The following is a 12,761-nucleotide window of genomic DNA, read 5'->3' as shown; positions in this document are numbered from 1 at the left end:
ATTGGCGGTGGAATAGCGGTCCGTAATAATCGGTTTATGTGATTGTTAAATGCGGGCTGAAAGCCGGTTAGCATCCAACGGACCGAATACGCCAATACATCGTCAGTTTCAGTCAGTCCCTGCCGGGATTGTTTTTTTAATGCGTATGATGCACTGCACATCGCATGCATTTATCTAGTTCTTTCCACGCCGGAATGGTCAAGGGGGAAGAGTCATGGCGTATGCAAGTCTGGAATCTCCGATGGTTGGCTGGGTGCGAGCGCCTGAGCGCAGCGCGCACTACGCAGCCGCTACACGCCACATTGCAATTCTGCTTTTCGACGGCTGTTCTCTTCTTGGCGCAGGCATCGTCGCTGAAGTCTTTCACGCTGCTAACGAACTGTCTTCATCCGCCAGTCACAGCTGGACGTATGACGTGAGTTTCCTCTCGGCTGCCGGCGGCAACATTACGTGCTCGTCGTCGATTCGCGTCTGGACGGATGGACTCGATGCACGTCATTACATGGGCTTCGATGCGCTTTTCGTCGCGGGCGGCAAAGGTGCGCGTGCCGCGGCCCGCGACGAACGGCTCATTGCCTGGCTGCGGCGTGTGCATGCAAACACCAGCACCGTGCGTCCGATCGGCGAAGGACGCTCGCTGCTCGAAGCGGCCTGCATCAACGGCATTCAGCAGCGCGACTTCGGCAGCTACAACGTGTGCGAAGAACGCGATGAACGTAACGGCAGTGAAGCGAACGATCGTGTCGAATCGATGAAGAGCGCGCTGATGCTGATCAAGCGCGATCTGGGCATCGATGTCGCACGCAACGTCGCCGAACGCCTGATGCCCGACGCCGGCGACAGCCTGATGTCGCTGTTGGGCGACAGCACGGGCAAGAGTCCCGCAGACAAGGTGCGCGCCGCGGCGCGCTGGTTACAGGAGAACTGCCAGCGGTCGATCTCGATCGCGGACGCGGCCCAGGTGGCCGCGATGAGCGAACGCAATTTCCTGCGTCGCTTCAAGATGGAAGTGGGCGTCACTCCGTCCGACTACCTGTTGCACGCACGGCTCGCGATTACCTGCAGCCTGTTGACCGATTCCGAACTGCCCGTCGACAAGATCGCGCGGCGCACGGGAATGGGCAACGGCGATCGCCTTGCCAAGATCTTCCGCAAGCGGATGAAAGTCTCGCCGACGGAATACCGGATGAAGACCCGGCGCGAAGCCGGCATCTAGCACCGGCCACGATCCGAAGTGTGTCGCAGGTCTTCATACGGGCGTTAAGGGATGGACATTAAGGAATCCAAACATGTTGATCGACCAGAACAATCCGACGAATGCGGCTGCACCGGGCAGCGCGCTGCCGGCGTGCACGCAGATCGTCCCGGTCATCCTGGCGGGCGGGTCAGGTACGCGTCTGTGGCCGATGTCGCGTGAGAACTTCCCGAAGCAGCTGATTGGCGTCGTCGGTTCGGAGTCGCTGTTGCAGGACACCGTGCATCGGATGGAAGGCTTTCCGGCTGGCTGGAACGTGTCGAATTCGCCCATCGTCGTGTGCGGCGAAGAGCATCGCTTCGTGATCGCCGAGCAGCTGACGTGCAATGCCTGCACGCCGCGTCTCGTGGTCGAGCCGGCGCGGCGCGACACGGCGCCCGCGCTGACGCTGGCAGCAGCGCTCGCCTGCGCGAACGGCGACGACGCGATTCTCGTCGTGATGCCGTCCGATCACGCGATCGGCGACGTGCCCGCGTTGCAGCGCGCGCTCGAAGTTGCCGCGCGCCATGCGCAGCGCGGCTCGATCGCCACGCTCGGCGTGCCGCCGCGCGCGCCTGAAACGGGCTTTGGTTATATCCGCGTCGGCAGGAAGCTCGATGACGATGCGCGCGAGATCGACGGTTTCGTCGAAAAACCCGCCGCCGAACTCGCGAAGCAATACGTCGCGCAAGGCACGTACTGGTGGAACAGCGGCATCTTCATCGTGCGCGCCAGCGTGTGGCTCGCGACGCTGCAATCGCTTCAGCCGGATATGCACGCGGCGTGTCTCGCATCGTTCGTGCAAGGGCAAACGGACGGCACCACGTTCCGGCCCGCGGCGGACGCGTTCACGCGCTCGCCCGCCGATTCGATCGACTACGCGGTGATGGAGCGCCTGAATGCAACGGTGGGCTGGACGTCGGCGGGCGTGGTCGTACCGCTCGACGCCGGCTGGTCCGATCTCGGCTCGTGGGATGCCGTGTGGGCCGCGCAGCCGAAGGACGAGAACGGCAACGTCGGGCGCGGCCGCGTGATGTTCGAAGGTGCCGTATCGAGCTATGCGCATTCGGACGGACGGCTCGTCGCGTGCGTCGGCACGACCAATGTCGTGGTCGTCGAAACGGCGGACGCCGTACTCGTCGCCGACCGCTCGCGCGTGCAGGACGTGAAGGGGCTCGTCGCGCGCATCAAGGCGCAGAAAGCGCCCGAGGCGGACGCGCATCGCAAGGTGCGCCGCCCGTGGGGCTTCTACGACTCGATCGATCACGGCGACCGCTTTCAGGTGAAGCGCATCGTCGTGACGCCGGGCGCGAAGCTGTCGCTGCAACTGCATCACCACCGCGCCGAGCACTGGATCGTCGTGCGCGGCACGGCGCTCGTCACGCGCGGCGACGAACAGTTCCTGCTGACCGAAAACGAATCGACTTACATTCCGCTCGGCGTGCGCCACCGGCTCGAGAACCCGGGCAAGGTGCCGCTCGAAATCATCGAGGTGCAGTCGGGCTCGTATCTCGGCGAAGACGACATCGTGCGCTTCGACGATACCTACGGGCGCTGCGACCAGGCGCATGACCAGAAGCAGTTGCAGGGCGCAGGCCCGCTTCAGGTCCAGAGCCAGAACCAGAGTCAGGGCACGGGGCAGGGCCCGACTCACGCCGCGAGTTAGGCGCGCGGCGGCGTAACACGCAACACCCGGAGAGCAGGTAACGAACGACGAATGGCAGGGTGACCGATATGCGGGACTTACAGGACTTTTTCGCGCGGGTTGCGGACGTGGCGCTGATACTTTTAGGCGCCATCGTTGCATCGCAGATCCGCTTCGACGAATTTTCACAGCGCGGCTTCTACGACGCGTTCGTTCTCTTTTCCGCTGCCTTTGCGCTGGCGATGTTCCCGGCGTTCGGCGTCTATGTATCGTGGCGCGGCCGCTCGAAGCTCGCGCTCGCCGGGCAGGTCGCGCTCGCGTGGCTCGTCGTGCAGGGTTGCGCGCTCGCGTTGATGTATTCGCTGCATCGGATCGACATCGTGTCGCGCCTGTGGTTTGCGTACTGGACGGCGATGGCGGGCGGCCTGCTGATCTCCTGGCGGCTGATTGCGCATGCCGTGCTGGCCCGCGCGCGGCGTCTTGGCTGGAATCTGCATCAGGTGGCGATCGTCGGCAGCGGCGGCCATTGCGACCAGATCCTGCGCCGCGTCGAATCGCAGCCTGCCACGGGCTTTCGCGCTACGGCCGTATTGAACACACACCCCGAAGAATCGCCGCTGACCAACCCGCGCGTGACCTGCTTCGATTCGCAGGCGGCGTTTGCCGACTACGTGCGCGCCAACGACGTGCATGAACTATGGCTCGCGCTGTCGCTCACCGACGAACGCACGATCTTTCGCCTCGTCACCGAGTTTCGCAACGACCTCGTGAACATCCGCTTCATGCCGGACGTGCGCAGTCTCGCGCTGTTCGACACCAGTAGCGTGGTCGAACTGCTCGGCGTGCCCGCGATTAACCTCGTCGCGTCGCCGCTGTCGTCGCGCGCACTGTTCAAGAAGGACCTATTCGACCGCGTGTTCGCGGCGGCCGCCATCATCGGACTCGCACCGCTGCTGATCGCGATTGCGATTGCCGTTAAGGTATCGTCACCCGGTCCCGTGTTCTTCCGCCAGAAGCGCAAGGGCGCCGATGGCCGCGTCTTCAAGATCTACAAGTTCCGCTCGATGCGCGTGCACACCGAGGAAGCCGGCAAGGTCAGCCAGGCGACCAAGGGCGATCCGCGCATCACCAGGGTCGGCGCGTTCCTGCGCCGCACGAGTCTCGACGAGCTGCCGCAGTTCTTCAACGTGCTGCGCGGCGACATGTCCGTGGTCGGGCCACGCCCGCACGCACTCGAACACGACGATCTGTATCAGAAGGTCGTGGCCGGCTATATCCATCGTTACCGGATCAAGCCGGGTATCACAGGCTGGGCGCAAATCAACGGCTTCCGCGGCGAAACCGATCGCATCGAAAAGATGGAGCGGCGGGTCGCGCATGACCTGTATTACCTGGGGCATTGGACGTTCTGGCTCGATATGCGGATTATCGGCGCCACGATCGTCAAAGGCTTCATTCATACCAACGCGTATTGAGACGGGGAGCAAGCCAATGAAAAAGGACCAAGCTCCCGTGTTAGGAGGAACTGCCATGAACCGCATTCGAACAGGCGTGTATGCGCCGTTAGTGCTGTCGATCACGTTGCTGCTTTCCGCCTGCGGTCTCGCACCCGGACAACGGATGATCACGCCTGCCGCGCTGCCGGATACGGGCGGCGAGTACAGTACCGAGGCCGAGCAGCAGGTCCAGATTCCCATCACCGACATCAATCTGTCGCTGGTGCGGAAGATGAAAGGCCAGACGACCGATCTCAGCCAACAGACGGTTGGTCTCTTTAGCACCAAGCCGCCCGTCTACAAGATCGGTCCCGGCGACGTGTTGCAGATCACCGTCTGGGATCACCCCGAGCTGGCCGCCGCGCTCGGACAGCCGCAGGCATCGAGCAGCAAGAACGATCCTGGGCTCGGCTTTCTCGTCGATGCCGACGGCAACATCCAGTTCCCGTATGCGGGCACGCTGCACGTGGGCGGCAAGGACGCGTCGACGGTGCAGAAAGAGCTGTATAAAAAGTTGAGCGTGGTCTATTCGAAGCCTGAAGTGACCGTGCGCGTTTCGTCGTTCCGCTCGTCGCAAGTGTATGTGGACGGCGAAGTGCACGCGCCCGGGCCCGCGCAGATCAACGACATTCCGATGTCGCTGACGGAAGCGATCAACCGCACGGGCGGCTTTACGCCGAATGCGGACCAGGGTCGCCTCGAACTCGTGCGCAACGGCGTGACCTACGACCTGAACATGCCCGACCTGATCAAGCGCGGCCGCGCGCCAACCTCGATCTATCTGCAACCGGGCGACATGCTGCGCGTGCCGGCACGCGAAGAGAACGGCATCTATCTGATGGGCGAAGTGAACAAGCCCGCCACGATTCTGCCGATGCGCGACGGCAAGCTGTCGCTGTCGGAGGCGCTGTCGCAGGCGGGCAGCTTCAACCCGAACACGGCCGACGCAAAGCAGACCTTCGTCATCCGCAATTCGACGAGCGACAAGCCGGAGATCTATCACCTCGACACGACCTCGCCCGTTTCGATGCTGCTTGCGAACCAGTTCGAATTGCAGCCGAAGGATGTCGTCTATGTCGACAACAACAGCCTCGTGCGCTTCAACCGGGTGTTGACGCTGCTGCTGCCGGCAATCAACGCCGGTGTGACGGCTGCGTTGCTCGCGAAGTGAGCGGCAGGTATGCGTTTTGCATTATCGGGGTGAAGCAACGCTTTCGACACTGTCGGTCTTTGATGGATCAAGCAAATGGCTATCAACTTTGACAATCGTTATACGGATGTCAGTTCGGACGAGATGCACCTGACCGATTACCTGCAGGCTATCGTTGCGAACTGGCGCCCCATTCTGATGATCACGCTGGCCATCACGGCGCTGGGCACCGCGTATGCATTCATCGCGACGCCTGTCTATCGTGCGGACGTGCTGTTCCATGTGGTCGACAAGGCCGAAAACAACAACAAGCAGGACGGTCTGCAACCGCTGACGGGCATGTTCGACACGAAGCCGTCGACGGCAGCCGAGATCGAGTTGATGAAGTCGCGGCTCGTGACCGAGGAGACCGTCAAGTCGCTGCACCTCGACATCGCTGCGCGGCCGCACACGTTGCCTTTCGTCGGCGGGCTGCTCGCGCCGCTGATGAACGGCAAGTGGGGCATCACGCTGCCGCCGGCGCTGCAGTTGCCGAGCTACGCGTGGGGCAACGAGAGCATCAAGGTGTCGCGCTTCGACACGGCGAAGGACATGTACGACAAGGACTTCACGTTGATCGCCGGCCAGAACGGCGACTTTGTGCTGAACAATCCCGATGGCGTCGCGATTCTCGAAGGGCGCGTCGGCGAGAACGTCGTGCGCGAAACGCCGGCTGGCCCGATCACGCTGCGCGTCGATGAAATGACGGGTGCGCCGGGCACGCGTTACGACCTGACGCGCGGGTCCACGCTGACCACCGTCGAGCGGCTGCAGAAGGCGATGGATATCGGCGAATCGACGCTGCAGTCGGGCGTGATCCGCGCGAGCCTCGAAGGCCACGATTCGAAGCTCACGGCCGACATCATGAACAGCATGGCGCGCGAGTTCATCCGCCAGGACGTCGAAAGCCGTTCGACGGAAGCCGAGCACATGCTGGCGTTCCTCGACCAGCAGTTGCCGCAGCTGCGCAAGGAACTCGATGCCGCCGAGCAGCGCTACAACACGTTCCGCAACCAGCACGGCACCGTCGATCTGAGCGAAGAAAGCCGGCTGCTGCTGCAGCAGATCGTCGATAACAAGACCAAGCTCGTCGACCTGCAGACGCAGCGCGCGGAGATGTCGCAACGCTTCACCGCGAATCACCCGGCCGTCGCCGCGCTCGACGCGCAGATCGCCGGGCTGCAAGGCAATCTGTCGAAGATGGGCAAGAGCGTGCAGACGCTGCCCGATACCGAGCAGACGGCCCTGCGCCTGTTGCGCGACGTGCATGTCGATACCGAGCTCTACACGAACCTGCTCAACAGCGCGCAGCAACTGCGCATCGCGAAAGCGGGCCAGGTGGGCGACGTGCGCATCGTCGACTTTGCCGAGGCGGCCGACGACCCCGTGCGTCCGAAGCGCGTGCTGGTGATCCTGATCAGCTTCGGTGCGGGTCTGTTCATCGGCATCGTGTTCGCATTCGTGCGCAAGACGCTGTATGGCGGGGTCGAACGTCCGGATGAGCTCGAAGCCGCGCTGGGCGTGCCCGTGTTCGCGGTGGTGCCGCGCAGCGAGCAGCAGATGCGCCTGCAGCAGGACGTGATGATGCGTCGGCGCGGCCTGCATGTGCTCGCAGAACAGGCACCCCAGGATATCGCCGTGGAAGGGGTGCGCAATCTGCGGACGTCGCTGCAGCTCTCCGTCGACGACAAGCAGAACAACGTCGTGATGCTGACGGGCTCGCGCCCGGATGCGGGCAAGTCGTTCCTGTCGGTGAACCTGTCGGCTCTGGTCGCTTCGACGGCCAAGCGCACGCTGGTGATCGACGGCGACATGCGGCGCGGCGACGTGCACTCGCACTTCGGCCTGCAGCATCAGCCGGGTCTCTCGGACGTGCTGCGCGGCGGCGACCTGCAATCGTCGATCCAGCGCGACGTGTTGCCGGGCCTCGACGTGCTGACCAAGGGCTCGCTGCCCTCGCATCCTTCGGAGCTGCTGATGAGCAAGCGCTTCGAAACGATGCTCGAAGAGCTGAAGAAGCAGTACGACTTCATCATCATCGATACGCCGCCTGTGCTCGCCGTCACTGATTCGACCGTGATCGGCAAGCACGTGGGAACGACGTTGCTCGTGATTCGTCACGGTCGCCATCCGGTGGGCGAGCTCGCGGAAACCGCGAAGCGCCTGCGCAATGGCGGCGTGGATTTGCAGGGGGTGTTGTTGACCGACGTGCCGCAGGCGGGCGCTTTCATCGGCTCGGGTTATCGCGGTGGCTATTACGGTTACGAGAGTATCGCAGGCTAAACGCATGGGTCCGGAGTGAGGCGCTGAAGCGCCCGCTGACGTCCACCAAGGAGAATACGATGACTCGAAAGGTTGCCTTGATTACCGGCATTACTGGCCAGGACGGCTCATACCTGGCCGAGCTGTTGATCGACAAGGGCTACGAGGTGCATGGCATCAAGCGTCGCTCGTCGTTGTTCAACACCGACCGGATCGACCACCTTTACCGCGATGTACACGACCCCGACCAGCGCCTGCAACTGCATCACGGCGACCTGACGGATTCGACGAGCCTCACGCGCATCATCCAGCGCGTCAAGCCGGACGAAGTCTATAACCTCGCGGCGCAGAGCCATGTGGCTGTGTCGTTCGAAGAACCGGAATACACGGCCAATGCCGACGGCCTCGGCACGCTGCGTCTGCTCGAAGCGATCCGCATCTGCGGCTTCGAGAAGAAGACGCGCTTCTATCAGGCATCGACGTCGGAACTCTACGGCCTCGTGCAGGAAGTACCGCAGCGCGAGACCACGCCGTTCTATCCGCGTAGCCCGTATGCCGTCGCGAAGCTGTTCGCGTACTGGACCACGGTCAACTATCGCGAAGCGTATGGCATCTATGCGTGCAACGGCATCCTGTTCAATCACGAGTCGCCCGTGCGCGGCGAAACCTTCGTCACGCGCAAGATCACGCGGGCCATCGCGCGCATCGCGGTCGGCCTGCAGGAAGAACTCTATCTCGGCAATCTGTCGGCGCTGCGCGACTGGGGCCATGCGCGCGACTACGTCGAGATGCAATGGATGATGCTGCAGCAGGAAGCACCCGAAGACTTCGTGATCGCGACGGGCGTCCAGTACAGCGTGCGGGAGTTCGTGCAGCGCGCGGCGGCGGAGCTCGGCGTCACGGTGCGCTTCGAAGGCGAGGGCGTACATGAAGTGGGCATCGTCGAACATGTCGAGCGCCGTAATCGCAGCGAAATGCGCGTGCAGCCGGGCGACGTGATCGTGCGCGTCGATCCGCGCTACTTCCGTCCTACGGAAGTCGAGACGCTGCTCGGCGATCCGTCCAAGGCGCATCAAAAGCTGGGCTGGCAGCCGACCACCTCGTTCGAGACGCTGGTGAAGGAAATGGTGGTGTCGGATTACCAGATCGCGCGGCGCGATGCGCTCGTCACGCTGGCCGGCTTCAAGGCGCTGGAACATCACGAGTGACGCCCATGGACAAGAACGCACGTATCTTCGTCGCAGGGCATCGCGGGATGGTCGGCTCGGCCCTCGTGCGCAAGCTCGAGGCGAGCGGTTATCGCAACCTCGTCACGCGCACGCATGCCGAACTCGACCTGACCGACCAGGCGGCCGTGAACCGCTTCTTCGAAAGCGAGCAGATCGACGTCGTGCTGCTCGCAGCGGCGCGCGTCGGCGGCATTCTGGCGAACTCGACGCAGCCGGGCGAGTTTCTCTACGAGAACCTCGTGATCGAAACCAACGTGATTCACGCGGCGTATCGCGCGAACGTCGACCGGCTGGTGTTTTTCGGTTCGTCGTGCATCTATCCGAAGTTGTGTCCGCAGCCGATCCGCGAGTCGTATCTGCTGACTTCGGAACTGGAGCCGACCAACGACGCGTACGCGATCGCGAAGATCGCCGGTCTCAAGCTGTGCGACGCGTACAACCGTGAGTACGGCACGCGCTATGTCGCGCTGATGCCGACCAACCTCTACGGTCCGAACGACAACTACGACCTGAAGAACAGCCACGTGCTGCCCGCGCTGATCCGCAAGGCGCACGAGGCGCGCCTGCACGGCGATGAATCGCTGACCGTGTGGGGCAGCGGCACGCCGCGCCGCGAGTTCCTGCATGTCGACGATCTGGCCGCCGCGACGCTCTTCGTGCTCGAGCACGACGTGAACACGGGCGTGTTCAACGTCGGCGTCGGCGAGGACCTGAGCATTCGCGAACTCGCGCAGACGATCTGCGATGTCGTGGGTTTCGAAGGCCAGTTGCAGTTCGATGCGAGCAAGCCCGACGGCACGCCGCGCAAGCTGCTCGACGTGTCGCAGCTGGCGCAGATGGGCTGGCGCGCGAGCATCGGCCTCGCGGACGGGATCGCGAATACGTATCGCGAATTCGCCGCGAAGTATGAGGAGAAGTACGGAGACAAGTTCTTGGACAAGCAAGGGGAAAAATACGTTGCGCCTTCGTTCGCGATGGCCGCGCGTGCCTGATGAGCCGCTCCTGGTGACGGACGTTGCCTGGGACCGGGATAAGGGCGACGTCCGTTCTTTTTGCTGGGAGAAACGACAGTTTCGATCGAACAAGGACCGTAATCAATGAGTGCGTCAGTCACGATCTTTCATAACGTTGTGTGGTCACGGCACAAGGGTGCCGTGTTCTCCGCGTTGCACAGCATCTCGGCATCGGGCGCGATCCGCTACTCGATGGTGCAGATCGCGGACACGGAACATGATCGGATCGGTTTTTCGGACGTCGACTATTCGTTTCATCGCTATCCGATGCACAAGCTCTTCGACGGCTGCTACGAGGACGTGCCGCGCTGGCAACTGACGAAGCGTCTTGTCTGGGAAGTGCTGAAGGCGAAGTCGGACCTGATCGTGCTGCCCGGTTATCACCGCCCCGAGTACTGGGCGATGCTCGCCGCATGCGTGGTGACGGGCAAGCGGCGTGCCGTGTTCTGCGATTCGACGGCTCGCGATCGGCCGAAGCGTCTGTTGACGTCGATTCCGAAGCGCGTGTTCTTTGCGCTCTGCGACGGCTACTTCGGCTTTGGCGAGCGCAGCCGCGACTATCTGGTGTCGCTCGGCGCGAAGCGCGACAAGATTTTCATTCCGTGTCAGGCGGCCGCGCTGCCCGTCACGTTCTCGCCCGAGCGCGCGCTCGCCCAGCGCATGCAGTACCGCGTGGGCAATGCGCCCGTGTTTCTGTTCGTCGGGCGGCTGTCTGAAGAAAAGGGCATCACGACGCTGATCGACGCGTTTTCGGGAATTGCGAAGCGCCTGCCCGATCCGCAGTTGCGCATCGTCGGCACGGGACCACTCGAACGCGATTTGCGCAAGCGCGTCACCGAACTGGGCCTGGACCGCTCGATCACGTTCGTCGGCAGCCTGCAGGACGAGCCGCTGTCGCGCGAATACTACGGCGCAACCTGCCTCGTGCTGCCGAGCCGCAGCGAACCGTGGGGGCTCGTCGTCAACGAGGCGCTCGCGCATGGCTGCCCGGTGGTCGTCAGCGAGAGCTGCGGCTGCGTACCTGAGCTCGTGCACGATGGCGTGAGTGGCTACGCGTTCACAGCAGGCGACGGCGCGGGGCTGCAGCGCACGCTGCTGAAGGCAACGGAAGCATTTGCCGACGCACAGTCATCGGCGCAACGCTGCATGGATGTGATCCGGCGTTTCGATCCGCCGTCAGCGGCGGCCAATATCGCGCGCGGTTGCGCATTGATGCTGGGTACTTGAAAGGGAGGCATGCGCGGATTCGGCGTGAGCGTGCCGGGCCGCGTCGGGAGTCGGGAAGGGGGAGGGCGTAGCGCTGTGCGCTGCCGCATGACGGACAGTCGTCGTGGAAGTCAAACATGAAGATCTTGATCTATGGTCTCAACTTCGCGCCCGAACTTTCGGGCGCGGGCAAGTACACAGCCGAAATGGCGCAGATGCTGGCCGAATGCGGCCATGAAGTGCGCGTCGTGTGCGCGCCTCCCTACTATCCGGACTGGAAGGTCGCGAACGGCTACTCCATGTGGCGCTATCGACGCGACGTCATACGCGGCGTGCACATCTGGCGCGCGCCGTTGTGGGTGCCGCCAAAACCAAGCGGCCTGAAGCGGATGCTGCATCTCGCGTCGTTCGCGCTGTCGTCGCTGCCGCTGCTCGCGAGGCAAATTATATGGCGCCCCGGCGCCGTGATGCTGATCGCGCCCACGATGGCCTGCGCGCCGGGCGCGCTGGCGCTCGCGCGCGTGACGGGCGCGAAGGCGTGGCTGCATGTCCAGGACTACGAAGTCGATGCTGCCTTCGATCTCGGCCTGCTAAAAAGCGCACGCGCCGCGCGCATCGCGTACGGGATCGAGCGGCTCGTCCTGAAGCGCTTCGACGTCGTGTCGTCGATCACGAACCAGATGGTCGAGCGCGCGGTCGGCAAAGGCGTCGACGTGGCCAAAACGGAGTTTCTGCCGAACTGGGTCGACACGCGCGACATCTTCCCGCTTGGCCGCGTGAGCGAATACCGCGAGACGCTCGGCATTCCAGCTAGCAATGCCGTCGTGCTGTACTCGGGCAACATGGGCGCGAAGCAGGGTCTCGAGACGCTGGCGGACGCAGCCCGCGCGCTTGCTGCGCGCGACGACATTACCTTCGTGTTCTGCGGCAACGGCGCGGCGCGTGACGATCTCGTCAAGCGTTGCGAAGGTTTGCCCAACTGCCGGTTCCTGCCGTTGCAGCCGGCCTCGTCGCTGAACGAACTGTTGAATGTCGCCGATATTCACGTGCTACCTCAGCGCGGCGATGCGGCCGATCTCGTGATGCCTTCGAAACTGACGGGCATGCTCGCGAGCGGCGGCGCGGTGATTGCGATGGCGCGCCCCGGCACGGCGCTCTACGAAGCGGTCGCGAACAACGGCATGATCGTGGCGCCCGAGGACACAGGCGAACTCGTCGACGCCATCGCAACGCTCGCCGAAGACGGCGTGCGGCGCGCGGCCATTGGTGCGGCGGGGCGGCGTTACGCGGAGACGATGCTGTCGCCGCTCTCGACGCTCCTCACGCTCGATACGCGCCTCGCCCTGCTGACGGGCGCCGCCGTCCCAGGCAACAAGCCGGTGGCGGCGCCAATGGCGAATGGGCCCATCTTGCCGGCACGGGTCGAGGAGTCGGAAGTGGAGTGACGCGCGTCAACTGCGCGGACATGGATGAAAGGCCGCATACGA

At 63.5% G+C, this 12,761-nt stretch carries 9 protein-coding genes; all 9 read left to right on the top strand.

What is annotated here, in order from left to right; all coding sequences use genetic code 11:
* Positions 1-214 precede the first annotated feature (214 nt).
* The 9 genes from H1204_RS14290 to H1204_RS14250 all read left to right on the top strand — a co-directional run bounded on the left by H1204_RS14290 (position 215) and on the right by H1204_RS14250 (position 12,719).
* Positions 215-1,216, top strand: a complete 1,002-nt coding sequence (locus tag H1204_RS14290; RefSeq protein WP_180728824.1) for a helix-turn-helix domain-containing protein — start codon at positions 215-217, stop codon at positions 1,214-1,216.
* 73 nt (positions 1,217-1,289) lie between these two features.
* The gene (locus H1204_RS14285; RefSeq protein WP_180728823.1) at positions 1,290-2,900 is read left to right on the top strand and encodes a mannose-1-phosphate guanylyltransferase/mannose-6-phosphate isomerase; all 1,611 of its coding nucleotides are present in this window, start codon (positions 1,290-1,292) and stop codon (positions 2,898-2,900) included.
* A gap of 68 nt (positions 2,901-2,968) precedes the next feature.
* Positions 2,969-4,354, top strand: a complete 1,386-nt coding sequence (locus H1204_RS14280) for an undecaprenyl-phosphate glucose phosphotransferase (protein WP_180728822.1) — start codon at positions 2,969-2,971, stop codon at positions 4,352-4,354.
* A gap of 55 nt (positions 4,355-4,409) precedes the next feature.
* Positions 4,410-5,546 (top strand): polysaccharide biosynthesis/export family protein, encoded by a 1,137-nt coding sequence (locus H1204_RS14275; RefSeq protein ID WP_180728821.1) that lies wholly within the window; start codon positions 4,410-4,412, stop codon positions 5,544-5,546.
* Between the two features lie 75 nt (positions 5,547-5,621).
* The gene (locus tag H1204_RS14270; RefSeq protein ID WP_180728820.1) at positions 5,622-7,847 is read left to right on the top strand and encodes a polysaccharide biosynthesis tyrosine autokinase; all 2,226 of its coding nucleotides are present in this window, start codon (positions 5,622-5,624) and stop codon (positions 7,845-7,847) included.
* 59 nt (positions 7,848-7,906) lie between these two features.
* Positions 7,907-9,034, top strand: coding sequence for a GDP-mannose 4,6-dehydratase (gmd, locus tag H1204_RS14265; protein ID WP_180728819.1), 1,128 nt, complete (start codon positions 7,907-7,909; stop codon positions 9,032-9,034).
* A gap of 5 nt (positions 9,035-9,039) precedes the next feature.
* Entirely contained in the window at positions 9,040-10,047 is a 1,008-nt protein-coding gene (locus H1204_RS14260; protein WP_180728818.1) for a GDP-L-fucose synthase, read from the top strand.
* A gap of 105 nt (positions 10,048-10,152) precedes the next feature.
* A complete protein-coding gene (locus tag H1204_RS14255; RefSeq protein WP_180728817.1) occupies positions 10,153-11,295 on the top strand; it encodes a glycosyltransferase family 4 protein in 1,143 nt (380 codons plus the stop codon).
* A gap of 116 nt (positions 11,296-11,411) precedes the next feature.
* On the top strand, positions 11,412-12,719 hold the full coding sequence (locus H1204_RS14250; protein WP_180728816.1) for a glycosyltransferase WbuB: 1,308 nt from the start codon (positions 11,412-11,414) through the stop codon (positions 12,717-12,719).
* Positions 12,720-12,761 lie beyond the last annotated feature (42 nt).

Origin of the sequence: Paraburkholderia sp. PGU19, assembly GCF_013426915.1 — a bacterium.
Lineage (GTDB): Bacteria > Pseudomonadota > Gammaproteobacteria > Burkholderiales > Burkholderiaceae > Paraburkholderia.
The sequence above is the reverse complement of the archived record's forward strand: the minus strand, read 5'-3'. Positions and strand labels throughout refer to the sequence as shown.

Excerpts from the sequence above, each read along its gene's own strand:
- H1204_RS14290 (WP_180728824.1), top strand. The coding sequence starts at position 215 with ATGGCGTATGCAAGTCTGGAATCTCCGATGGTTGGCTGGGTGCGAGCG.
- H1204_RS14285 (WP_180728823.1), top strand. The coding sequence starts at position 1,290 with ATGTTGATCGACCAGAACAATCCGACGAATGCGGCTGCACCGGGCAGC.
- H1204_RS14280 (WP_180728822.1), top strand. The coding sequence starts at position 2,969 with ATGCGGGACTTACAGGACTTTTTCGCGCGGGTTGCGGACGTGGCGCTG.
- H1204_RS14275 (WP_180728821.1), top strand. The coding sequence starts at position 4,410 with ATGAACCGCATTCGAACAGGCGTGTATGCGCCGTTAGTGCTGTCGATC.
- H1204_RS14270 (WP_180728820.1), top strand. The coding sequence starts at position 5,622 with ATGGCTATCAACTTTGACAATCGTTATACGGATGTCAGTTCGGACGAG.
- gmd (WP_180728819.1), top strand. The coding sequence starts at position 7,907 with ATGACTCGAAAGGTTGCCTTGATTACCGGCATTACTGGCCAGGACGGC.
- H1204_RS14260 (WP_180728818.1), top strand. The coding sequence starts at position 9,040 with ATGGACAAGAACGCACGTATCTTCGTCGCAGGGCATCGCGGGATGGTC.
- H1204_RS14255 (WP_180728817.1), top strand. The coding sequence starts at position 10,153 with ATGAGTGCGTCAGTCACGATCTTTCATAACGTTGTGTGGTCACGGCAC.
- H1204_RS14250 (WP_180728816.1), top strand. The coding sequence starts at position 11,412 with ATGAAGATCTTGATCTATGGTCTCAACTTCGCGCCCGAACTTTCGGGC.